The sequence below is a fragment of the Pseudomonas sp. HP_14 genome (assembly GCF_055283875.1).
Genome location: NZ_JBTOQI010000042.1, coordinates 60,904 through 82,168, shown reverse-complemented (window position 1 = coordinate 82,168; position 21,265 = coordinate 60,904). Strand labels below are relative to the sequence as shown.

21 protein-coding genes are annotated in these 21,265 nt (G+C 59.8%); 19 read left to right on the top strand and 2 right to left on the bottom strand.

Features of this window, described 5'->3' with window-relative positions; translation table 11 throughout:
• From ACYASS_RS20975 to ACYASS_RS20890, 18 genes are all read left to right on the top strand, one after another.
• Window positions 1-255 carry an acyl carrier protein gene (locus tag ACYASS_RS20975; RefSeq protein WP_122664184.1) on the top strand — a complete coding sequence of 85 codons (255 nt, stop codon included), beginning with the start codon at window positions 1-3 and terminating at the stop codon, window positions 253-255.
• The gene (locus tag ACYASS_RS20970; protein ID WP_463587531.1) at window positions 252-797 is read left to right on the top strand and encodes a COG4648 family protein; all 546 of its coding nucleotides are present in this window, start codon (window positions 252-254) and stop codon (window positions 795-797) included. The genes ACYASS_RS20975 and ACYASS_RS20970 overlap by 4 nt, the downstream gene beginning before the upstream one ends.
• A 19-nt stretch (window positions 798-816) precedes the next feature.
• Window positions 817-2,502, top strand: coding sequence for an AMP-binding protein (locus tag ACYASS_RS20965; RefSeq protein ID WP_463587643.1), 1,686 nt, complete (start codon window positions 817-819; stop codon window positions 2,500-2,502).
• Window positions 2,503-2,762: 260 nt separating this feature from the next.
• The gene (locus ACYASS_RS20960; protein ID WP_463587530.1) at window positions 2,763-3,497 is read left to right on the top strand and encodes a glycosyltransferase family 2 protein; all 735 of its coding nucleotides are present in this window, start codon (window positions 2,763-2,765) and stop codon (window positions 3,495-3,497) included.
• Window positions 3,498-3,624: 127 nt separating this feature from the next.
• The gene (locus ACYASS_RS20955) at window positions 3,625-4,557 is read left to right on the top strand and encodes an LpxL/LpxP family acyltransferase (protein ID WP_463587529.1); all 933 of its coding nucleotides are present in this window, start codon (window positions 3,625-3,627) and stop codon (window positions 4,555-4,557) included.
• A complete protein-coding gene (locus tag ACYASS_RS20950) occupies window positions 4,538-6,085 on the top strand; it encodes an HAL/PAL/TAL family ammonia-lyase (protein WP_243244272.1) in 1,548 nt (515 codons plus the stop codon). Before ACYASS_RS20955 ends, ACYASS_RS20950 begins: the two co-directional genes overlap by 20 nt.
• Entirely contained in the window at window positions 6,075-6,500 is a 426-nt protein-coding gene (locus ACYASS_RS20945; protein WP_122664178.1) for an acyl-CoA thioesterase, read from the top strand. The genes ACYASS_RS20950 and ACYASS_RS20945 overlap by 11 nt, the downstream gene beginning before the upstream one ends.
• A complete protein-coding gene (locus tag ACYASS_RS20940) occupies window positions 6,497-7,210 on the top strand; it encodes an outer membrane lipoprotein carrier protein LolA (protein ID WP_463587528.1) in 714 nt (237 codons plus the stop codon). The genes ACYASS_RS20945 and ACYASS_RS20940 overlap by 4 nt, the downstream gene beginning before the upstream one ends.
• On the top strand, window positions 7,200-9,533 hold the full coding sequence (locus ACYASS_RS20935; RefSeq protein ID WP_463587642.1) for an MMPL family transporter: 2,334 nt from the start codon (window positions 7,200-7,202) through the stop codon (window positions 9,531-9,533). The genes ACYASS_RS20940 and ACYASS_RS20935 overlap by 11 nt, the downstream gene beginning before the upstream one ends.
• On the top strand, window positions 9,533-10,705 hold the full coding sequence (locus ACYASS_RS20930; protein ID WP_463587527.1) for a cation:proton antiporter: 1,173 nt from the start codon (window positions 9,533-9,535) through the stop codon (window positions 10,703-10,705). The genes ACYASS_RS20935 and ACYASS_RS20930 overlap by 1 nt, the downstream gene beginning before the upstream one ends.
• On the top strand, window positions 10,692-11,936 hold the full coding sequence (locus ACYASS_RS20925; RefSeq protein ID WP_463587526.1) for an NAD(P)/FAD-dependent oxidoreductase: 1,245 nt from the start codon (window positions 10,692-10,694) through the stop codon (window positions 11,934-11,936). The genes ACYASS_RS20930 and ACYASS_RS20925 overlap by 14 nt, the downstream gene beginning before the upstream one ends.
• Window positions 11,933-12,667, top strand: coding sequence for a class I SAM-dependent methyltransferase (locus ACYASS_RS20920; protein ID WP_243244267.1), 735 nt, complete (start codon window positions 11,933-11,935; stop codon window positions 12,665-12,667). Before ACYASS_RS20925 ends, ACYASS_RS20920 begins: the two co-directional genes overlap by 4 nt.
• A complete protein-coding gene (locus tag ACYASS_RS20915) occupies window positions 12,664-13,161 on the top strand; it encodes a DUF3261 domain-containing protein (protein ID WP_463587525.1) in 498 nt (165 codons plus the stop codon). The genes ACYASS_RS20920 and ACYASS_RS20915 overlap by 4 nt, the downstream gene beginning before the upstream one ends.
• Window positions 13,158-14,354 (top strand): beta-ketoacyl-[acyl-carrier-protein] synthase family protein, encoded by a 1,197-nt coding sequence (locus ACYASS_RS20910; RefSeq protein WP_463587524.1) that lies wholly within the window; start codon window positions 13,158-13,160, stop codon window positions 14,352-14,354. Before ACYASS_RS20915 ends, ACYASS_RS20910 begins: the two co-directional genes overlap by 4 nt.
• Window positions 14,351-14,806, top strand: a complete 456-nt coding sequence (locus ACYASS_RS20905; RefSeq protein WP_463587523.1) for a hotdog family protein — start codon at window positions 14,351-14,353, stop codon at window positions 14,804-14,806. Before ACYASS_RS20910 ends, ACYASS_RS20905 begins: the two co-directional genes overlap by 4 nt.
• Complete coding sequence (fabG, locus tag ACYASS_RS20900) at window positions 14,803-15,531, top strand: 3-oxoacyl-ACP reductase FabG (protein ID WP_243244263.1); 729 nt, start codon at window positions 14,803-14,805, stop codon at window positions 15,529-15,531. The genes ACYASS_RS20905 and fabG overlap by 4 nt, the downstream gene beginning before the upstream one ends.
• Window positions 15,531-16,757, top strand: a complete 1,227-nt coding sequence (locus ACYASS_RS20895; RefSeq protein ID WP_122664168.1) for a beta-ketoacyl-ACP synthase — start codon at window positions 15,531-15,533, stop codon at window positions 16,755-16,757. The genes fabG and ACYASS_RS20895 overlap by 1 nt, the downstream gene beginning before the upstream one ends.
• A gap of 31 nt (window positions 16,758-16,788) precedes the next feature.
• On the top strand, window positions 16,789-17,235 hold the full coding sequence (locus tag ACYASS_RS20890) for an excinuclease (RefSeq protein WP_243244262.1): 447 nt from the start codon (window positions 16,789-16,791) through the stop codon (window positions 17,233-17,235).
• A gap of 440 nt (window positions 17,236-17,675) precedes the next feature.
• Here the strand turns inward: ACYASS_RS20890 and ACYASS_RS20885 are convergent, their stop codons facing one another.
• Entirely contained in the window at window positions 17,676-18,572 is an 897-nt protein-coding gene (locus tag ACYASS_RS20885; RefSeq protein ID WP_463587522.1) for a LysR family transcriptional regulator, read from the bottom strand.
• A 117-nt stretch (window positions 18,573-18,689) separates the two neighbouring features.
• Here ACYASS_RS20885 and ACYASS_RS20880 point away from each other — a divergent pair, with 117 nt between their 5' ends.
• Window positions 18,690-19,964 (top strand): MFS transporter, encoded by a 1,275-nt coding sequence (locus ACYASS_RS20880; protein WP_463587521.1) that lies wholly within the window; start codon window positions 18,690-18,692, stop codon window positions 19,962-19,964.
• Between the two features lie 91 nt (window positions 19,965-20,055).
• Here ACYASS_RS20880 and hemE read toward each other — a convergent pair whose 3' ends face one another.
• Entirely contained in the window at window positions 20,056-21,123 is a 1,068-nt protein-coding gene (gene hemE / locus ACYASS_RS20875; protein WP_463587520.1) for a uroporphyrinogen decarboxylase, read from the bottom strand.
• Window positions 21,124-21,265 lie beyond the last annotated feature (142 nt).

Here is a 21,265-nt window from a genome sequence, read left to right as displayed (position 1 = left end):
ATGCAAACCCGTGAAGACATCTTCGAAATCCTGCGCGATGCGCTGGTCGAGCTGTTCGAACTTGAGCCTGAGCGAGTCACTCTGCAAGCCAATCTGTATCAGGATCTGGAAATTGACAGCATTGACGCCGTGGACCTGATCGACCACATCAAACGCAAGACCGGCACTAAAATCGCCGCCGAAGAGTTCAAGGCAGTACGCACCGTCAATGACGTCGTCGAGGCGGTTTACCGTCTGGCCAACACCGCCGAATGAAACGGCTGATCGGCCTGGGTCTTCTGCTGGCGGGCGTGCTGTACCCGTTCGCGGTTTACTACGGCACCGAGCATTTCGCACCCTGGCAGTTTGCGCTGCTGCTGGGTGTCTTGTGGCTGGGACGGGCGCTCACCGCTGGCAAGCGTCCCGCAACACTGATCACCGCCCTGATCGCCATTGGCTTTTGCCTGTTGTTGGCGCTGCTGGGCAGCCCGGAGTTGCTGCGTTGGTATCCGGTATTGATCAGCGCCTCAATGCTGAGTCTGTTCGGCATGAGCCTGATCTATGGCCCGCCGATCGTTGAGCGACTGGCGCGCCTGAGCGACCCGCATCTGCCCGAAAAGGCCATTCGCTACACACGTCAGGTAACGGTCGTGTGGTGCTGCTTTTTTCTGGCGAACGGGTTTATAGCCGCGGGGTTGACGCTGTGGGCTCCGTTGTCCTGGTGGGCGTTGTACACCGGGCTTGTTTCATATGGATTGATGGGTCTGCTGTTTGCAGGCGAATGGTTAGTCCGCCGCCGAGTAAGAGGCGCGGCATGAAATGGAATGCATGAACCGGATGGTTGTTGACTGGATAAAACTCGAACGTCTGTTGCTAGACCCGCAATCGGCCCGCGAGCTGACGCAGGCCCCGACGCTGAACCATGCGCAATTCTGCGCGCAGGCGTTAAGCGTCGCAGCGGGCTTGCAGGCTAGAGGCATCAAGCGCCTGGCGGTGCATCTTGAAGATGCAGGCGAACTGGCGATTGCCCTGTTTGCGGCCTGGCGAGCCGGTATCAGCGTACTGCTGCCCGCCGACTTGCAGGCTCAGACGCGTGAGCGCTGGTCTGGGCATGTTGATGCCTGGCTGACCGACCAACCCGCTGACAGCAAACTGCATGAGTTGCATGCCGAGCCACTGCAGCCTGCGCTGCTGGACCTTGATGAGTGTCGCCTCAGCCTGTGCACATCCGGCTCAAGCGGTGAACCCAAGCTGATCGAAAAGCGCCTGCGCCAACTGGCCAACGAGATCGACGCACTGGAACAACTGTGGGGCGCCGACCTTGGCGCGGCATGCATCATTGGCAGCGTCGCGACTCAGCACATCTACGGTCTACTGTTCCGCGTGCTGTGGCCCTTGAGCGCGGGCCGTTGCTTCGTGCGCAAACAACTGCCGTTCCCCGAAGACCTGCAACGCGCCAGCCGCGAATTCCCGCAGTTTGCGTGGGTTGCAAGCCCCGCGCTGCTCAAACGCATGGGCGACAACCTCGACTGGCCAGGTCTGGGCAAAGTTCGCCGGGTGTTCTCCTCCGGTGGCGCACTGCCAACAGAGGCAGCCGTCAGCCTTCACCAGCGTCTGGGCCAGTGGCCAACTGAAATCCTTGGCAGCTCGGAAACAGGTGGGATTGCGTGGCGCCAGGGCGAGAGCCTGTGGCAAGCCTTCGCCGGTGTTGAATTAGGTCAGGATGCAGAGGGAGCCTTGCGCATCAGTTCGACCTACATGCCTGCTGGCCACATCGAACAGACTGCAGACGCCGTTCGCATGGCCGACGATGGCCGCTTTGAATTGCTCGGGCGGCTGGATCGTATCGTCAAGCTTGAAGAAAAGCGCATTTCCCTGCCGCTGCTGGAACAAGCGCTGATCAGTCATGAATGGGTCGCTGAAGCGCGCCTCGCCGTGGTCCAGGAAAATCGTGCCTCGCTTGGGGCTCTGTTGGTACTCAGCGCCAGCGGTTTGTACGCCTTCCGCAATCAAGGGCGGCGTCATCTGACACAAACCCTGCGCCAGCATTTAAGCGGCCATTGCGAAGCCATCGCCCTGCCTCGTCGCTGGCGCATGCTGCGCCAGTTACCCCTGAACGCACAGGGCAAGTTGCCTCAGGCTGAAGTTCAGGCGCTGTTGATGGCGCCTCGCGGGCAAGAACCGGAAGTGCTTGAGCAGCGCAACGTTGATGGCGAGTGGCATCTGCAACTGGGCGTACCGCCGGACCTGGCTTACTTCAGCGGACATTTCCCGACGGTGCCGGTACTGCCTGGCGTGGTTCAAGTGAACTGGGCAATGGCATTGGGTCAGCGCCTGCTGGATCTGCCGCCAAAATTTGCCGGCATGGAAGTGCTCAAGTTCCAGCAACTGGTACGCCCTGGCGACCAGATCAGCCTGACCCTGCGCTTCGACGCCGAACGCGGCAAGCTGTACTTCGCCTTCCGCAACGGAGATGCGCCATGTTCCAGCGGCCGGATATTGCTGGAGGCGGGTGATGCTTGACTTAAATGCGCTCGAATTCCGGGTAGGAGCGAACTTGTTCGCGAGAGTCCTGACAAGGTGTGTCAGGCAAAACACCTCGCCAACAAGTTGGCTCCTACAGGGAATTGCGACCGGCTTGGCAAACGCCGTTCCTGTGGGAGCGGTGCTTGCCCGCGATAAGGCTGGACGCGATTGGCCTGAGAATCGCGGCACCCTTATCGCGGGCAAGCACCGCTCCCATAGGAACCTGCATCTGACCATTTTCTGCGGGGTTCCTTCCCATGCATAACCCCTGCGCAATTATCCCGGTGTTCGACCATGAACTGGCGGTGCCCGCAGTGGTTGATGCAGTGCTCGCCGCTGGTTTGCCGTGTGTTCTGGTGGACGACGCCAGCAGTCCGTCTTGTGCCACGGTGTTACGTGATCTAGCGCAAACCGAACATGTTTATCTCGTCACCCTGCCGGTCAATCAGGGCAAGGGCGGCGCGGTCATGGCGGGCTTCCGCGAAGCCCAGCGCCTGGGCTTCAGCCATGCGCTGCAAGTGGATGCTGATGGCCAACACGACCTGGCTGATCTGGCAGTTTTTCTCGATACATCCCGCCAGCAGCCCAACGCACTGATCTGTGGTTACCCGCAGTACGATGCAAGCGTGCCTAAAGGCCGTTTGTATGCGCGTTACCTCACGCACTTCTGGGTGTGGGTCAACAGTCTGTCCCTGCAGATCAAGGATTCGATGTGCGGCTTCCGGGTCTACCCGCTGACGCCCGTCCTGCATCTGATCAATACCGTGCAGGTGGGCAAACGCATGGACTTCGATTCGGAAATCCTCGTCCGCTTGTCTTGGCTCAATCAGCCGATGGTGTGGCTGCCGACCAAGGTGCATTACCCGCAGGACGGCCTGTCACACTTCCGGTTGTTCCATGACAACGCACTGATCTCGAAAATGCACACCAAGCTGTTCTTCGGCATGTTGGGGCGTTTCCCGTTGATCCTCTGGCGGCGGTGGTTGCCATGAGCGATGTGTTTGCAAGAAATCCGGCAGGAGCGAACTTGTTCGCGAAGACCCTATGCCAAGCGCCGATTGTGCGTCGGATGTACTCACGCTCTCGCGGACAAGTTCGCTCCTACCGGGAGGTTCAGCGATGAGCGATAAGCACTGGGCCAAGCACGAAGAGCGCGGCAGTTTCCTGCTGATGAAACTCACCGCTTGGGGTGTACGTCATCTGGGTCGTCGGGTGCTGAGCCCGGTGCTGCACGGCATCGTGCTGTATTTCTTCCTGTTCGGTCGCCAGGCACGCAAGAGTGCCTGGGAATATCAGCAGCGCCTGTCCGAATGGAGCGCCAGACCAGAGCTGATGCCAACACATAAAAGCGTGTTCGGCCAGTTCATGGCGTTTGCCGACTCGCTGCTGGACAAGCTTGACGTCTGGAATGGCAAGCTGCGCCTGGAACAGATCGAAATCGTTGACCCCGCGTTGCTGCGCACTCAGCTACGTGGTGAGCGCGGTCAGATGCTGGTGGGTGCGCATCTGGGCAATCTCGAAGTGTGCCGTGCACTCGCCGAGCTGGGCGAAAAAGTCACCATGAATGTGCTCGTCCACACCAAGCACGCCGAGCGCTTCAACCGGCTGCTGGGCGAGGCAGGTGCGACCAATCTGCGCCTGATTCAAGTCAGCGAACTGGACCCTTCGGTGATGCTGCAACTGAGCCAGCGCCTGGATGACGGGGAATGGCTGGCCATCGCCGGTGACCGCGTGGCGCTGCACGGCGGACGCAATGCCCGGGTCGACTTTCTCGGTGCCAAGGCTGCTTTCCCGCAAGGTCCCTGGCTGCTGGCTGGGCTGTTGAAATGCCCGATCAACCTGATTTTCTGTCTCAAGCGTCCCAGCGGTTATCAAGTGACGCTGGAGCCGTTTGCCGACGCCATCGAATGGCGGCGCAGTGACCGGCAGCAAGTGATTGCAGAACACGCCCAGCGTTATGCCGACCGCCTCGGCCACTACTGCCTGCAAGCTCCGCAACAGTGGTTCAATTTCTACCCTTTCTGGAAGTCCGATGACGAATCAAGTTCCTGAGCCGGTTACCTTCGGCGAGCGCGCATTGCAGATCGAAGACGTGCTGGCCCTGGCCAACCGCCAAGTGCCTACGGCCCTGCAAAACGACAGCGCCTACCGTCAACGCATCGCCAAAGGCGCGCAGTTCCTCGACTCGTTGCTGGACAAGGAAGGCGTGATCTACGGAGTGACCACCGGCTACGGTGATTCCTGTGTGGTCGCCGTTCCGCTGCAACATGTTGAAGCGTTGCCACGTCACCTGTACACCTTCCACGGTTGCGGACTCGGCAAGCTACTCGACGCCCAAGCCACCCGCGCCGTGTTGGCTGCGCGCCTGCAGTCGCTGTGCCACGGCGTTTCCGGGGTGCGTATTGAACTGCTGGAGCGGCTGCAGGCGTTTCTTGATCAAGACGTATTGCCGCTGATCCCTGAAGAAGGCTCGGTGGGCGCCAGTGGCGATCTTACGCCGCTGTCCTACGTCGCAGCGACCTTGTCCGGCGAGCGCGAAGTGATGTTCCGCGGCGAACGCCGTCTGTCCAGCGATGTGCATCGCGAACTGGGTTGGGACCCGCTGGTACTGCGCCCCAAGGAAGCCCTGGCGTTGATGAACGGTACCGCAGTGATGACCGGCCTGGCGTGCCTGGCCTTTGCCCGCGCTGACTACCTGCTGCAACTGGCAACACGTATTACCGCGATGAACGTAGTTGCGCTGCAAGGCAATCCGGAGCATTTCGACGAACGACTGTTCGCCGCTAAGCCGCATCCGGGCCAGATGCAGGTAGCAGCGTGGTTGCGCAAAGACCTGGCCATCGACGCCCCCACTGCACCGCTGCACCGCCTGCAAGACCGCTACTCGTTGCGCTGCGCCCCTCACGTGTTGGGCGTGCTGGCTGACAGCCTGAACTGGCTGCGTTCGTTCATCGAAATCGAGCTGAACAGCGCCAACGACAACCCGATTATTGACGCCGAAGCCGAGCGCGTACTGCACGGCGGGCATTTCTACGGCGGTCATATCGCCTTCGCCATGGACAGCCTGAAAAACCTCGTTGCCAACGTCGCCGACCTGCTGGATCGCCAGCTCGCGCTCCTCGTCGATGAGCGTTACAACCACGGTTTGCCGAGCAATCTGTCTGGCGCACCAGCAGACCGGGCGATGATCAACCATGGCTTCAAAGCCGTGCAAATCGGTACCAGTGCGTGGACCGCCGAAGCCCTGAAAAACACCATGCCAGCCAGCGTGTTTTCTCGCTCGACCGAATGCCATAACCAGGACAAGGTCAGCATGGGCACCATCGCTGCCCGCGACGCCATTCGCGTTTTGGAGCTGACCGAACAGGTTGCCGCCGCCACGCTGATCGCTGCCAATCAGGGTGTCTGGCTGCGCAGTAAAGCCGCCGATGCGCGCCCTCTGCCGCCAGCACTGGCCGCCATGCACGAGCAACTGGCCGTGGATTTCCCACCCGTGATCGAAGACCGTGCACTGGAGGGCGAACTGCGCTTATGCCTGCAACGTATCGCTGATCGCCACTGGAGGTTGCATGCGCAGTAAAGGCGTAATTGATGTCGACACTGAAGTGCTGGTGCCCTTTTTCGACGTCGACTCGATGAACATCGTGTGGCACGGTCATTACATCAAGTACCTGGAAGTCGCCCGTTGCGCCTTGCTGGACCATATCGGCCACAACTACACGCAGATGCTCGAATCCGGCTACGGCTGGCCAGTGATCGACATCCAGTTGCGCTACGTGCGCGGCGCGGTCTTTGGCCAACGGCTGATCGTGCGCGCCAGCCTTGTTGAGTGGGAGAACCGCCTGAAGATCAACTACCTGATCAGCGACGCCGAAACCGGCGAGCGCATGACCCGGGCCAGTTCGATTCAGGTAGCGGTAGACATCGAAACCCGCGAGATGCAGCTGGCTTCGCCGAAAGCCTTCACCGACGCGGTTGAGAGGGTGTTGCCATGAATACGGTAGACGCGTCCCTCTGTAGGAGTGAGCTTGCTCGCGATTGGTTTTTCCAATCGCTGAATGTGTTGACTGCTACACCGCTATCGCGAGCAAGCTCACTCCTACAGAAATGCATTTCAGGGGGGTGCCTTCTGGCTCTGCTCTGCCTGTCGCCACTGGCCCACGCCTTCGACCTGCAACAGCTCAGCGATCAACTGGCAAAACCGGTCGTGGTACGCGGCAACTTCATCCAGGAAAAACACCTGCGTGCCCTGCCCACACCGCTGATCAGCAAAGGCCGCTTTGTACTGGCCAAGGAATTTGGCCTGTTGTGGCTGCTGAATACGCCCCTCAAGCAGGACTACCGAATCAGCGCGGCAGGCATAGCTCGACGCGACGCCGCCAACGGCTGGCAATTGCTGCCGAACAAAAGCGCGGGCGCTGAACAGAACCGCCTGTTTCTGGCCGTCCTGCAGGGCGACAGCAGTGGCCTGCAGCGCGACTTCGAATTGCAGCTCAAAGGCGACGCCAACGCCTGGCAACTTACCTTGACACCTCGTTCACTGTTACTGCAACAAGTGTTCAGGCAGATCAACATTGAGGGTGGCGAACTGGTGCAGCGCATCGAACTGCTGGAAACCCAAGGTGACAGCACGTTACTGAAGATGGTCGATAGCCAGAGCGTGCCTGCGCTGAACGATGCGGAGCGTGCTGATTTTGCGAATTGAACGCCTGTTGCCACGCCTGTTCCTGATCATCCTGCTGGCGGTGCTGGCCCTCGCTGGCTGGCAGTGGCGTAACGGAGCGCCGCTGTCCGCCAACCTCATGGAACTGGTCCCAGGCAGCAGCCCCGATGCGTTGGAACTGCGCGCCGAACAGCGCATGCAAGAACCACTGAACCGCGAAATGCTGGTGTTGGTCGGCCATACGGATCAGCAACAAGCCATCAACCTGGCCAGGCAACTGGGCGAGCAATGGCAAGCCAGCGGTTTGTTCGACAAGGTCCAGTGGAGCCTGCAGGCCGATCTGCCCGCGTTGCGTACACAATTGCTGCAAGGCCGACTGGCGATGCTGCCGACAGCGGACCGGACGCAACTGATCGAACATCCTGAAGCGTTCATTCAACAGCGCGTGCAAAGCCTGTTTGACCCGTTCAGCGGCTTCAGTCTGGTGCCGAGCCAGGACGATTGGCTGGGTTTGACCGGACGCATACAAAACGGCATGCCGCAGCATGGTTCGGTACAGCCAGACATTGGCAGCGGGGCATTGATTGCCAGCGCTGACGGTAAAAGCTGGGTATTGCTGCGAGCACGCACCCACGGCGATGCGTTCGATATGCAACTCCCGCTGCGGGTCGCCGATTTGCTCAGCGCATCCCGCCAACAGGCGGCGCAGGCCAACGGGCAGCTACTGGCGGCCAGCGGTCTGCTGTATGCAGCCGACGGTCAGCGTCAGGCCAGCCGGGAAATAACCTGGGTAGGTGGCGGTGCTACAGCGGGTATTTTGCTGTTGCTGCTACTGGCTTTCCGACGCTGGCGTGTGTTGCTGGCGTTCGTGCCTGTGCTGGTCGGCATGCTATTCGGCGCCGTCGCCTGCGTCGCATTTTTCGGCCACATGCACGTGATGACTCTGGTGCTGGGTTCGAGCCTGATTGGCGTGGCGGTGGATTACCCGCTGCATTACCTGTCCAAGAGCTGGAGCCTGAAACCCTGGCGCAGCTGGCCTGCCTTGCGTCTGACCCTGCCAGGGCTGAGCCTCAGTCTGGCGACCAGTTGCATCGGCTATCTTGCGCTCGCCTGGACGCCCTTCCCGGCACTCACGCAAATCGCAGTGTTCTCTGCCGCGGGCCTGATCGGCGCTTATCTCACCGCCGTCTGCCTGTTGCCCGCGCTGCTCAACAATACCCAATTACAGCCTGCTCAATGGCCACTGCATCTGGCCGAACGCCTGCTGAGCTGGCGCGAAGCTTTGCTGCGCCGCATCGGCACGCCCATCCTGCTCGCGCTGTTGCTGATGTTCTGCGTGGCCGGGCTCTGGCAACTGAACACCAAAAATGACATCCGCCAATGGATATCGGCACCGCCACAGCTCACCGAGGAAGCACAGGCCATTGCGCGGATCACGGGTTATCAACCCACCAGCCAGTTCTTTCTGGTTGAAGGCAAGGATCAGCAAGAACTGCTGGAGCGCCAGAAAGCATTAACAAACCGCCTTGACCAACTGGTGAATCTGGACGAACTGAACGGTTACCTGGCGTTGAACCAGTTGATTGCTTCGCCCTCCGACCAGGCTGCAGTACGTGACGCGCTGGGGCGGCTGCCTGAGCACTGGCAAACGCTGACCGACCTCGGTGTTCCAGGCAGTGCTCTGCAGGCTGAACTGACTCAATTGCAGGCGTTACCGGTCACTGACATCGACGCAGCACTTGCTGGTCCGCTGGGTGAGCCATGGCGGGTGCTGTGGCTGGGCGCCAGCAAAAACGGTGTCGCAGGCATGGTCAGCCTGCAGGGTTTGAACAGCGCCGCCCTGCTACGTTTGCAGGCCCAGGACTTGCCGGGTGTGCGGCTGGTTGATCGTCTGGGGCAGCTCAACAGTGTATTCGCGGCGACCCAGATCAGCGCCGCCGAATTGAAACTGGCGTCCTGCGTCCTGATCGTGTTGCTGCTGATCGCGCCATTCGGCTTTGGCGGCGCATTGCGTATCGTCGCTCTGCCGTTGCTCGCGGCGCTGTGCAGCCTGGCAAGCCTTGGTTGGCTCGGCCAGCCACTGACCTTGTTCAGCCTGTTCGGTCTGTTGCTGGTGACTGCGATCAGCGTCGATTACGCGATCCTGATGCGCGAGCAGATCGGCGGCGCAGCGGTCAGCCTGCTCGGCACTCTGCTGGCAGCCGTCACCACCTGGCTCTCGTTCGGTTTGCTGGCTGTGTCCAGTACGCCAGCGATCAGCAACTTTGGTCTGTCGGTAAGCCTGGGTCTGGCGTTCAGCTTCATGCTCGCACCGTGGGCCGCCAGTCGACACACCAAACCTGCCATTGAAAGCGAGGCTCACTGATGATGACCGCGCTGTTCTGGCTGATGGCTCTATTGATGTTTGCCGTAGCGACTCGGTTGGGGCGCTATTTCGGCTTGATCCCGATCGTCAGTCAGTTGCTGCTGGCCACCTTCGCCCTGCCGCTGATCATGCTGTTCTGGATTGAACCCCACTGGCAATTGAGCGGCGCACAACTGGTTGCGCCGGTGTGGCTGAAAACCCTGTACGGCCTAAGTTTTGCCATCGTTTTGGGGCATATTCTCAGCGACGTCATCGACGTGAAAATGGACCGCCAAAGCCTGAAGGTCGCATTGCCGAGCTTTGCCGTGCCGTTCGTGGCCGGGTTGTGCTGCGCGATGTGGTTTTTGCCGGCTCAACCGTGGATCAGCTCGCTGGCCCTTGGCTTGGTGTTCGCGATTACCGCGATCCCGGTGTTGTACCTGTACCTACGTCATATCGATTACCCGCCCGAAGCAACCCGGCGTCTGGTGCAAACCGCGATCCTTATTGACCTGATGTGCTGGAGCCTGTTCGGCATCGCCCAAGGCAGCCTGAACATCAATAGCCTGCTGATACCGCTGCTCGGCGCGTGCGTGCCCTTGCTGCTTCGCGCCCTGCGGCTGCGCCAGCCTATGGTTTACAGCGTGACGTTTTTCGCCCTGCTGGTAGTGGCCGAGCATTACCGGCTCAATGCGCTGATTTTCGGTATTGGTTACCTGCTGTGCATGGCGCGACTCAAGCAACAGTGGGTGTTGCCGATCAACCGCGCGTGGTTCATGCGCCTGCAAACCTGGCTGGCCATTCCGCTGATCCTGACCTTCGGCATCGTGCAGATCAATGTGCACAGCGCCATGGGCAGCCTCGGCTGGGCACAGCTCGGTGCGCTGATTTTCCTGCCGATTGCCAGCAAGATGCTCGGCAACTGGCTGGGCTTGAGGTGGGCAACGCCCTCCTTCGCCGGTGCCAGCCGCTGGCGCGAAAGCGTGCTGCTGAATATTCGCGGCCTGAGCGAAATCGTCTTTCTCAATATGCTCCTGCAACAACAACTGATCAGCCCGACGCTGTACTTCGCGCTGATGCTCATGAGCCTGCTCGCCACGCTGATCCCTGCCCTGCTGGGCATGGGCCGCGCTCCGGTTCTGCCACCCGTTAACGCTGTCGATCAAGTAAGGAAGTCGTATGCCAATAACTGATAGGGAAAGTCGTACAGTCGTTGTGATTGGCGCAGGCCCTTCCGGTGCGATCGCCGCAGCGCTGCTCAAACGCAAAGGCCATGACGTACTGATCATCGAGCGCCAGCAGTTCCCGCGTTTTTCCATCGGTGAAAGCCTGCTTTCGCACTGCCTGGACTTCGTCGAAGAAGCCGGCATGCTCGATGCGGTGAAAGCCGCTGGCTTCCAGAAGAAAAACGGCGCTGCATTTGCGTGGCGTGATCAGTACAGCGCATTCGACTTTGGCGACACCTTCAGCGAAGGGCAACCATCGACCTTTCAGGTACAACGCGGCGAGTTCGACAAGTTGCTGGCCGATCAGGCTGCCTTGCAGGGTGTGGAAATTCGCTATCAGGAAGAAATCATCGCGGGGGATTTCGATAGCCCTCAGCCGGTACTGAGTGTGCGCCGCGAAGACGGCAGCGAGTATCAGGTGCAGGCGCAATTCGTGCTGGATGCCAGCGGTTATGGTCGGGTGTTACCGCGCTTGCTGGACCTGGAAGCACCGTCGAATTTCCCGGTACGCCAAGCGGTCTTCACCCACGTCGAGGACCATTTCCCGGCGTCCTTTGACCGCGAGAAGATCCTCGTCAGCATCCATCCTGAAATGCGCGACGTGTGGTTCTGGTCGATCCCGTTCAGCAATGGCCGGTGTTCCATGGGCGTCGTTGCTGCCTCGGAGCGCTTCAAGGACCGCCCTGCGGACCTGGACGCCTGCCTGCGTCAGTTCGTCGACGAAACTCCACACCTGAAAACACTGCTCAAGGACGCCGTGTGGGATACCCCGGCACGGACCATCGGCGGTTACTCGGCCAACGTCAAAACCCTGCACGGCCCGGGCTTTGCCCTGCTGGGCAATGCCGCTGAATTTCTTGATCCGGTGTTCTCCTCGGGCGTGACCATAGCCATGCGTTCGGCAAGCATGGCGGCAGGCGTTCTGCATCGCCAACTGCAAGGTGAAACGGTCGACTGGCAAACTGAATTCGCGACGCCGCTCAAGCGTGGCGTAGACACCTTCCGCGCCTATGTCGAAGGCTGGTACGAGGGCACCTTCCAGGATGTCATCTTCTACCCGGAAAGCACGCGGGATATCCGCCGCATGATCTGTGCAATCCTCGCTGGCTACGCTTGGGACGAGCGCAATCCGTTTGTAGCGGAACCCAAGCGCCGCCTGCGCATGCTGTCTGAAATCTGCGCGAGCACACCTCAATGAGCGGGCCATTCCTGAGCGACAAATACGTCGAAGAAACCCGTTTCGGCTTGTGGTTCCTGCGCAGCCACACCTGGCAACACCGCGTGCTGCGGGTGGCAATCGACGACCTGCGCAGCCTGTTCGACGGCGCACCGCCGAGCCAGCCGGTACTGCTCGATGCAGGTTGTGGTCAGGGCAAGTCATTCAAGCGACTGTGCGACGTGTTTGCGCCATCCCGCTTGCTGGGCGTAGACGCTGACCCCGACAGCCTGACCATGAGCCGTGCAGAAGCCCGTGCTCACGGCATTGACGTCGAATTGATCGGCAGTGACTGCGCCGCGCTGAAACTGGCAGATGCCAGTGTCGATATTCTCTTCTGCCATCAGACCTTTCACCATCTGGTGGAGCAGGAGCAAGCCCTCGCCGAGTTCTACCGGGTACTCAAGCCCGGTGGTTATCTGCTATTCGCCGAATCCACCGAGGCCTATATCGATACGTGGGTTATCCGCTGGCTGTTCCGCCACCCAATGCACGTGCAGAAGAGCGCCGAACAGTACCTGCAAATGCTCCGCGACCAAGGCTTTCAGTTTGGTGCACAAAATGTTTCTTACCCGTATCTTTGGTGGAGCCGCTCCAGCGATTTCGGTTTGCTGGAACGTCTGAAACTGCGTAAGCCAGCCCCCGTCGGCCAGCGTGAAGAAACGCTGGTCAACGTGGTGGCGCGCAAGCCTCTGGAGGGTGATAACACATGATTCGCGCATTGCTGATCGCCTCAATCCTGCTGCTGACCGCTTGCGCCAGCAGAGCACCGTTGCCTGTCTCGGTCCCCGATCTGCATTTGCCGATGCAACTGCACGTGCAACGTCAGCAGGCCGATCAGCGTCAAGACTGGTTGCTGGTGATTCAGCAGGAAGCCAAAGGCTTGCGCTGGTCACTCATGGACCCGCTGGGTATTCCTTTAGCGCGTCAGCAATTGATTGAGGGTCAATGGCAGGCCGACGGTCTGTTGCCGCCCAACGCCGAAGCCCGTGAGTTGTTTGCTGCATTGTTGTTTGCCCTGACACCAGACAGCGAGTTGAATCGCAATTACCCCACGGCGCAGCGCCGGGGGACGCAGCGCATTTTTGATGAGCGCTGGGGCGTGGAATACAGCAGCGCGGACACCTTTCGATTAATCGTCCTGATCGGCAAAAACGACAGAATCAATTATGGCATCAGCCCGTTGAACAGCGAGGCCGTGCAGTGAGCGCTTACCTGAATGCGTTGGGTCTGATCTGCTCTTTAGGCAGTGGTCGTGAAGAGGTCGCGCGTCGGCTGTTCGCTGCGGACACGTCCGGCATGGTCGAGGAAGGCGGCTGGGTACCAGAGCGAGTCTTGCCGGTAGGCGCCGTGAAAACAGAGTTGCCGCCCATCCCTGACTCTCTGGCAGCCCACAACAGCCGCAATAACCGGCTGTTACTGGCGGCAGCACTGCAAATCGAGCCGGAAATCCGTCAGGCCATCCAACGCTATGGCAGCCATCGCATCGGCGTGATTCTCGGCACCAGCACCTCGGGCATAGACGAAGCCGGGCGCGGTATTGCAGCCTGGTTAAGCGACCAGCAATTTCCCGCCGATTACCACTACCAGCAGCAGGAACTCGGCGCGGCGGCAACGTTCCTCTCGGAATGGTTGCAACTGAGCGGCCCGTCTTATGTGATTTCCACGGCCTGCACTTCGAGCGCACGCGCGCTGCTCAGTGCCCGGCGTGCACTGGATATCGGCCTGTGCGACGCAGTGCTTTGCGGCGGGGTCGATACGCTGTGCAAGCTCACGCTCAATGGCTTTTCTTCGCTAGAAGCGGTTTCGCCACAGCGCTGCAATCCGTTTTCGCGCAATCGTGACGGGATCAATATCGGTGAAGCCGCCGTACTGTTTCTGATGACCCGCGAAGCCAGCGGCGAGCATTCGATTGCCTTGCTGGGCGCGGGTGCAACTTGCGACGCGCACCATATTTCGGCGCCAGAACCCAGCGGACGCGGTGCTCGTGAAGCCATGCAACAGGCACTGGAGAATGCCGGACTGACAGCCGCGCAGATCGGCTACCTGAACCTGCATGGCACCGCGACGCCGCACAACGACGCGATGGAAAGCCTGGCAGTGAAAGCCGTTTTCCCTGACGGCGTGCCGTGCTCCTCGACCAAACCCATGACCGGCCACACCCTGGGCGCAGCCGGGGCGCTGGAAGTCGCGTTCTGCTGGCTGAGCCTGGCCACGGAAAACACTGACCATGCGCTGCCCCCTCATGCCTGGGATGGCCAGCCCGACCCGGCGCTGCCGCCCTTGCAATGGACTGATACACACACCCGCCTGGCGCAAACGCCCCAGCGCTACTTGATGAGCAACTCCTTTGCCTTCGGTGGCAACAACATCAGCCTGATTATCGGAGACGCCTCATGATTGCCTGGCCGCTCGCCGAACTGCTGCCGCATGCTGGCGACATGATCCTCATCGATGAGGTCCTGTCGTTCGACGAAGAACAGATTCACACTCGCCTGGCCGTCACGCCCGGTGGTCTGCTCAATGACGCCAACGGCAATATGCCTGCCTGGGTTGGCATTGAATTGATGGCCCAGAGCGTTGCCGCTTACGCTGGCTGTCAGGCGCGCCTTCAGGATCAACCCGTGGTACTCGGTTTTCTGCTCGGCAGCCGCAAGTTCGAATGCAACGTCGACCACTTTCCCGCTGGCAGCGAATTGACCATTCACGCGCTGCGTTCTCTGCAGGACGACAGCGGTATGGGGGTTTTTGAATGCCGTCTGACCGGCCCGGCCATTGACGCTTTCGCCCGCCTCAGTGTGTATTGCCCGCCCAACCCTGACCAATACCTGGCCGAAGGAGCCCACACATGACTGACTCGATACTGGTCACCGGCTCCAGCCGTGGCATTGGCCGCGCTATTGCGCTGCGTCTGGCGCAAGCGGGTTTCGACCTGATTTTGCATTGCCGTAACGGGCGCAGCGAAGCCGAAGCCGTCCAGGCGGAAATCGTCGCATTGGGTCGTCAGGCGCGCATCCTGCAATTCGATGTGGCTGACCGCGAAGCCAGCAAAGCCATTCTGGAAGCCGATGTGGAAACCCATGGTGCGTATTACGGCGTCGTACTCAACGCAGGCCTGACTCGGGACGGCGCATTTCCGGCCCTCAGCGACGATGATTGGGACGTGGTACTCAGAACCAACCTCGATGGCTTCTATAACGTGCTGCACCCGGTAATGATGCCGATGATACGTCGCCGTGCGGCAGGCCGAATTGTATGCATCACTTCGGTTTCCGGTTTGATCGGCAATCGCGGGCAGGTCAACTATAGCGCGTCGAAGGCCGGTGTGATCGGTGCAGCCAAGGCGCTGGCCATTGAGCTGGGCAAGCGCAAGATCACCGTTAACTGCGTCGCGCCCGGGCTGATCGATACTGCCATGCTCGACGAAAATGTTCCTGTGGATGAATTGATGAAGATGATCCCCGCGCAGCGCATGGGCACCCCTGAAGAGGTCGCGGGCGCGGTGAATTTCCTGATGTCCGCCGAAGCCGCGTATATCACTCGCCAGGTGCTGGCAGTCAACGGAGGCCTGTGCTGATGAAGCGCGTCGTCGTTACCGGCATGGCCGGGATCACTTCATTAGGCAGCGACTGGGCGAGCATCGAAGCCAACTTCAATGCCAACCGCAGTGGCATTCGGCGCATGGACGAGTGGGATCGATTCACCGAGCTGAATACGCGCCTGGCTGGCCCTATCGATGATTTCGCCGTGCCGTCCCACTGGACTCGCAAGCAACTGCGCAGCATGGGCCGTGTCTCCCGTTTCGCGGTGGGCGCATCCGAACAAGCCTTGATTGGCGCAGGATTGCTCAACGACCCGATCATCCGTGACGGACGCATGGGCACCGCGTGCGGTTCATCCACGGGCAGCACCGAAGATGTAAAAGCCTTCGGCAACATGCTGCTCAACTCCGTGGCCGTGGGGCTTAACGCCAACTCGTACGTGCGGATGATGCCGCACACCACGGCAGCGAATATCAGTATCTTCTTTGGCCTGACCGGCCGGTTGATTCCGACTTCCAGTGCCTGCACCAGCGGCAGCCAGGGCATCGGTTATGCCTATGAAGCAATCAAATTCGGGCGTTTGCCATTGATGCTGGCCGGCGGGGCCGAAGAGCTCTGCCCTACCGAAGCAATGGTCTTCGACGCGCTGTATGCCACAAGCCTGAAGAACGATGCGCCGCACACCAGCCCGCGCCCTTACGACACCGGACGAGACGGTCTGGTAATTGGCGAGGGCGGCGGCATGCTGGTGCTTGAGGAACTGGAGCACGCGCTGGCCCGTGGCGCGCACATTCACGCGGAACTGGTGGGCTTCGGCAGCAACGCCGATGGGGCACACAGTACCCGGCCTGAGCAGGCGACCATGCGCCGCGCGATGGAGCTGGCGCTGGAAGATGCCAACTTGCCCCCTGAAGCCATTGGCTACGTCAACGGCCACGGCACGGCGACCGAGCAAGGCGACATCGCTGAAACCCTCGCCACCAGCAGCCTGTTCGGCTCGCGCATGCCGATCAGTTCGCAGAAAAGCTTTTTCGGCCACACCCTGGGCGCCTGCGGCGCACTGGAATCGTGGTTCTGCATCGAGATGCTCAATCGCGACCGCTACATCCATACGTTGAACCTCGATGAGGTCGATCCGCAATGCGGCGATCTGGATTACCTGCGCGGCGAACCCCGGCAAATGAGCCACGAATACGTCATGAATAACAACTTTGCTTTTGGCGGGGTCAACACGTCGTTGATTTTCCGTCGCTGGTCCTGATTCATTCACTCACTCTCAAGGAAAGACCGTTATGCAATTGAAACCCTGGATCGCCGCTGCCGCCATCGCCCTGTCCGTATTGCCAGGCGTCAGCCAGGCTCGTGACACGGCGCTGTTTCTGCCGTTTCAGAAAGTCATCAATGACATGACCGCCGCTGGCAAAATCGACGGCAGCGTTAAGTTCTACCTGGCGGGCGTGCCACCAAAAGGTAAGGTCACCGTCGTCAGCCCAGGCGCCGTGACCAACAAGAAAACCAACGCCTTCAACAAGAGCGACACAGAAGCCTGTGAGTGGGTACTGCAATCGGCCATTCTGCAAATGTACGGCGCAGCGAAAAACGCCAACGCCAACGCCGTGACCAACATCACCAGCTACTACAAAAGCATCGAACGCAAAGACCCTGTGAACTATGAGTGCCACGCGGGCGCGTTCATCGCTGGCGTTGCGTTGAAGGGTGATTTGAGCAAGGTGGACTGATCCCACGTTGCTGATAGTGGTAGGAGTTGCCGAAGGATGCGAAGCATTCAGCCCGAAACACGGCGATCACAGCCTTCGGCAGCCCTCATTAAACAAACGACAATTTTCTGATTTGTAATACCTTTCTGTAGGAGTGAGCTTGCTCGCGATAGCGTCAGGTCAGAGAATAATTTCTCAACAGGTCTACCGTTATCGCGAGCAAGCTCACTTCTACAGGGTCCACGTTTGCTGCGCGGCAGCGCGGCGTCGCAGTCCTCTACGGGAGAGTCGGTACTACAACTGAAAGCGCCCAACCATGGTTTTCAGATCGTGGGGCAGTCCGGAAAGAGACTGGCGGGCCGAATCTATCTGCCCGGCCCCCTCCGATGTCTGGATCGAGAAGTCACGGATGTTGACCAGATTACGACAGAACTTGACCCTGGTGCCCCTTAGTTAACGAGTTATTCGTCCTCCGTCCGGCGCGTCACCAACTCCACAAACGCTTTAGCCATCGGCGATTGCTGATCCTTGCGCTGCACCAGCCATACCGCGCTGGTCGCGTCCGGGTCGAGTAGCGTGCGATAGACCACGCCCTCGATTCGCATACGTCGATAGGAAGCAGGCAACACGGTTACGCCAAGCCCGGCAGCGACCAGACCGATAATGGTCATGACCTCACCTGCCTCTTGGGTAATCAGTGGGCTGAAGCCCGCGGCTCTGGCCAGATCGACAAGCTGCGCATACAAACCGCTGCCATAGGTGCGCGGGAAGAACACAAAGGGCTCATTCGCCAGCTCTGATAAATGGATGCCTTGGTCGCTGCTCTGCGCCAACGGGTGGTCGGCGTTGATGATTGCCACAAGCGATTCGCGTAGCAGTTCATGAACGACCAGTGAATCCGGTAAAGCCAAGGGGCGCATGATGCCCACCTGAATCGACTCATCCTCCAGTCCGGCAGCCACTTCCTTGCTGTTCATTTCCTGCAACGACAGGTGCACCGCTGGAAAAGTCTGGCGAAACGCGAGGATTGCCTGCGGGATACTCGACGTGAAAGGTGCCGAGGTCGTAAAGCCGATCTTCAATTCACCCAGCTCCCCCAACTGCGCTCGCCGGGCGACATCCGCAGCTTTATCGACCTGAGCCAACACCAGTCGGGCTTCATCCAGAAACAGCCGCCCGGCCTCACTCAGTTCCACACGCCGGTTGGTGCGTTCAAAAAGACGCGCGCCCAGTTCCTGTTCCAGCACCTGGATCTGCTGACTCAACGGGGGTTGAGAGATCCCCAGAACCAGCGCGGCGCGACCGAAATGCAACTCCTCGGCGACCGCAATGAAGTAGCGCAGATGACGTAATTCCATAGCCTTCCCAATGAGTCGTTTTACCTATCAAACAGGTCGAACAATATATTGGAAAGAATGATTAGCCAGCTATATTCTTTTTTCTCATTGCCCGCCAGACGCTCTTTGAGGCCCACCGTGAACACTGCCGTCAGCCCTTCTACTCCGCAAACCCAATCGACAACGATTGAAGCGGCCATCCCCCTGGGTGACGTTTACATCGAGAAAGACACACCGCTGTTCATGCGCACGGTGCTCGCGCTTTTCGCCGGCGGGTTCGCGACGTTTGCGCTGTTGTACTGCGTGCAACCGATGATGCCGGTGCTGTCCCGAGAGTTTTCGATCAATGCGGCACAGAGCAGCCTGATTTTGTCGGTATCAACTGGCATGCTGGCAATCGGCTTGTTGATCACCGGGCCAATTTCCGACCGGCTCGGGCGTAAGCCTGTGATGGTGCTGGCGCTGTTCTGCGCCGCGATCTTCACCCTTGCCAGCGCGTTGATGCCCAGTTGGGAAGGCGTGCTGATTACCCGAGCGTTCGTGGGCCTGTCTCTCAGCGGGCTGGCGGCGGTGGCGATGACTTACCTGAGTGAAGAAATTCACCCCAACCACATTGGCCTGGCCATGGGTCTGTATATCGGTGGCAACGCGATTGGCGGCATGAGCGGCCGGGTTATCACGGGCGTATTGATCGACTACGTCAGCTGGCACGTGGCATTGATGGTGGTAGGTATTTTGGCGCTGATCGCCGCAGCGGTGTTCTGGAAAATCCTCCCTGAATCGCGCAACTTTCGCGCACGCTCGTTGCAGCCGCGCAGCCTGATTGATGGCTTCGTCATGCAGTTTCGTGACGCAGGCCTGCCATTGCTTTTTCTCGAAGCGTTCCTGCTGATGGGCAGCTTCGTGACCCTGTTCAACTACATTGGCTATCGCTTGCTGGCCGAGCCCTATCACCTGAGTCAGGCAGTGGTCGGACTGTTTTCGGTGGTGTACCTGTCGGGCATCTACAGCTCGGCGAAGATCGGCTCACTGGCTGACAAACTGGGCCGCCGCCAGGTGCTGTGGGCGGTGATCGTGTTGATGCTGGCCGGCATGGCGCTGACCATGTTCGAGCCATTGGCCTTGGTGATCATTGGCGTGTTGATGTTCACCTTCGGCTTCTTCGGTGCACATTCGGTGGCCAGCAGCTGGATTGGCCGACGGGCAATCAAAGCCAAAGGCCAGGCGTCGTCGCTTTATCTGTTCAGTTACTACGCAGGTTCAAGCGTGGCCGGAACGGCGGGCGGGGTGTGCTGGCATTACGGCGGGTGGTACGGCATCGGGTTGTTTATTGGTGTGCTGCTGTTGATTGCGCTGGGGGTGGCACTGAGGTTGGCGAAGTTGCCGCCGTTGCAGGTCAAGACACAAATATAAGCGCTCTCTGTAGGAGCTGCCGAAGGCTGCGAACGCGATGTGTCAGGCATCCACTTTCGCAGCCTTCGGCAGCTCCTACAGGGTCAGTGCATCAACCGTGATACTGCGCCGACAGCTCGCGCACAGCGTCGATGAAAGCACCCGCATGAGCCGGATCGACTTCAGGGGTGATGCCGTGGCCGAGGTTGAATACGTGGCCGTTGCCACTGCCGTAGCTAGCGAGGATTCGCGAGACTTCGGCGCGGATGGCTTGCGGGCTCGCGTACAGCACGGATGGGTCCATGTTGCCTTGCAGAGCGACTTTGTCACCTACACGACGGCGGGCGTCACCGATGTTCGTGGTCCAGTCCAGGCCCAGTGCGTCAGCGCCGGTTTCAGCCATGCTTTCCAGCCACAGACCGCCGCCTTTGGTAAACAGAATCACCGGAACCTTGCGACCTTCGTGCTCGCGGATCAGGCCGTTGACGATTTTCTGCATGTAAGCCAGCGAGAACTCCTGATACGCCGCATCGGAAAGACTACCGCCCCAGCTGTCGAATACTTGTACCGCTTGTGCGCCTGCCAGAATCTGGCCGTTCAGATAGGCGATAACCGAGTCAGCCAGCTTGTCCAGCAGCAGGTGCATGGCCTGTGGGTTTTCGTAGAGCATCGCTTTGGACTTGCGATGGTCTTTGGACGAACCGCCCTCCACCATGTAAGTCGCGAGGGTCCAAGGGCTACCGGAGAAACCGATCAGCGGCACACGACCGTTCAGCTCGCGGCGGATGGTACTTACTGCATCCATCACATAACCGAGGTCCTTTTGCGGATCAGGGATCGGCAGGGCTTCGATATCGGCCAGGGTGTTGACGGTTTTCTTGAAGCGCGGACCTTCGCCCGTTTCAAAGTACAAGCCCAGCCCCATGGCATCCGGAATGGTCAGGATGTCGGAGAACAGGATCGCGGCGTCCAGATGCGGATAACGATCAAGCGGCTGCAACGTGACCTCACAGGCGAACTCCGGGTTCATGCACAGGCTCATGAAGTCCCCGGCTTTGGCGCGGCTGGCACGGTACTCCGGCAGGTAGCGGCCGGCCTGACGCATCATCCAGACGGGGGTGACGTCCACGGGTTGCTTGAGCAGGGCACGAAGGAAACGGTCGTTCTTCAAGGCAGTCATGTCGGCATCCGCAAAAAAAGTGCGGGCATTTTCTCAGACGTGGACGCAAAAGGCACGGCTGGAGCCGTGCCTTTTATCTATCGGGTCGATTTGTCGCAGCCGTGGGACTGGCTTCAGGCGGGAATACTTCACTTCTGAAGCA

Bases quoted from the DNA above. Each gene is read 5' to 3' on its own strand.
- ACYASS_RS20975 (WP_122664184.1), top strand. From the start codon at position 1: ATGCAAACCCGTGAAGACATCTTCGAAATCCTGCGCGATGCGCTGGTC.
- ACYASS_RS20970 (WP_463587531.1), top strand. From the start codon at position 252: ATGAAACGGCTGATCGGCCTGGGTCTTCTGCTGGCGGGCGTGCTGTAC.
- ACYASS_RS20965 (WP_463587643.1), top strand. From the start codon at position 817: ATGGTTGTTGACTGGATAAAACTCGAACGTCTGTTGCTAGACCCGCAA.
- ACYASS_RS20960 (WP_463587530.1), top strand. From the start codon at position 2,763: ATGCATAACCCCTGCGCAATTATCCCGGTGTTCGACCATGAACTGGCG.
- ACYASS_RS20955 (WP_463587529.1), top strand. From the start codon at position 3,625: ATGAGCGATAAGCACTGGGCCAAGCACGAAGAGCGCGGCAGTTTCCTG.
- ACYASS_RS20950 (WP_243244272.1), top strand. From the start codon at position 4,538: ATGACGAATCAAGTTCCTGAGCCGGTTACCTTCGGCGAGCGCGCATTG.
- ACYASS_RS20945 (WP_122664178.1), top strand. From the start codon at position 6,075: ATGCGCAGTAAAGGCGTAATTGATGTCGACACTGAAGTGCTGGTGCCC.
- ACYASS_RS20940 (WP_463587528.1), top strand. From the start codon at position 6,497: ATGAATACGGTAGACGCGTCCCTCTGTAGGAGTGAGCTTGCTCGCGAT.
- ACYASS_RS20930 (WP_463587527.1), top strand. From the start codon at position 9,533: ATGATGACCGCGCTGTTCTGGCTGATGGCTCTATTGATGTTTGCCGTA.
- ACYASS_RS20925 (WP_463587526.1), top strand. From the start codon at position 10,692: ATGCCAATAACTGATAGGGAAAGTCGTACAGTCGTTGTGATTGGCGCA.
- ACYASS_RS20920 (WP_243244267.1), top strand. From the start codon at position 11,933: ATGAGCGGGCCATTCCTGAGCGACAAATACGTCGAAGAAACCCGTTTC.
- ACYASS_RS20915 (WP_463587525.1), top strand. From the start codon at position 12,664: ATGATTCGCGCATTGCTGATCGCCTCAATCCTGCTGCTGACCGCTTGC.
- ACYASS_RS20905 (WP_463587523.1), top strand. From the start codon at position 14,351: ATGATTGCCTGGCCGCTCGCCGAACTGCTGCCGCATGCTGGCGACATG.
- fabG (WP_243244263.1), top strand. From the start codon at position 14,803: ATGACTGACTCGATACTGGTCACCGGCTCCAGCCGTGGCATTGGCCGC.
- ACYASS_RS20895 (WP_122664168.1), top strand. From the start codon at position 15,531: ATGAAGCGCGTCGTCGTTACCGGCATGGCCGGGATCACTTCATTAGGC.
- ACYASS_RS20890 (WP_243244262.1), top strand. From the start codon at position 16,789: ATGCAATTGAAACCCTGGATCGCCGCTGCCGCCATCGCCCTGTCCGTA.
- ACYASS_RS20885 (WP_463587522.1), bottom strand. From the start codon at position 18,572: ATGGAATTACGTCATCTGCGCTACTTCATTGCGGTCGCCGAGGAGTTG.
- hemE (WP_463587520.1), bottom strand. From the start codon at position 21,123: ATGACTGCCTTGAAGAACGACCGTTTCCTTCGTGCCCTGCTCAAGCAA.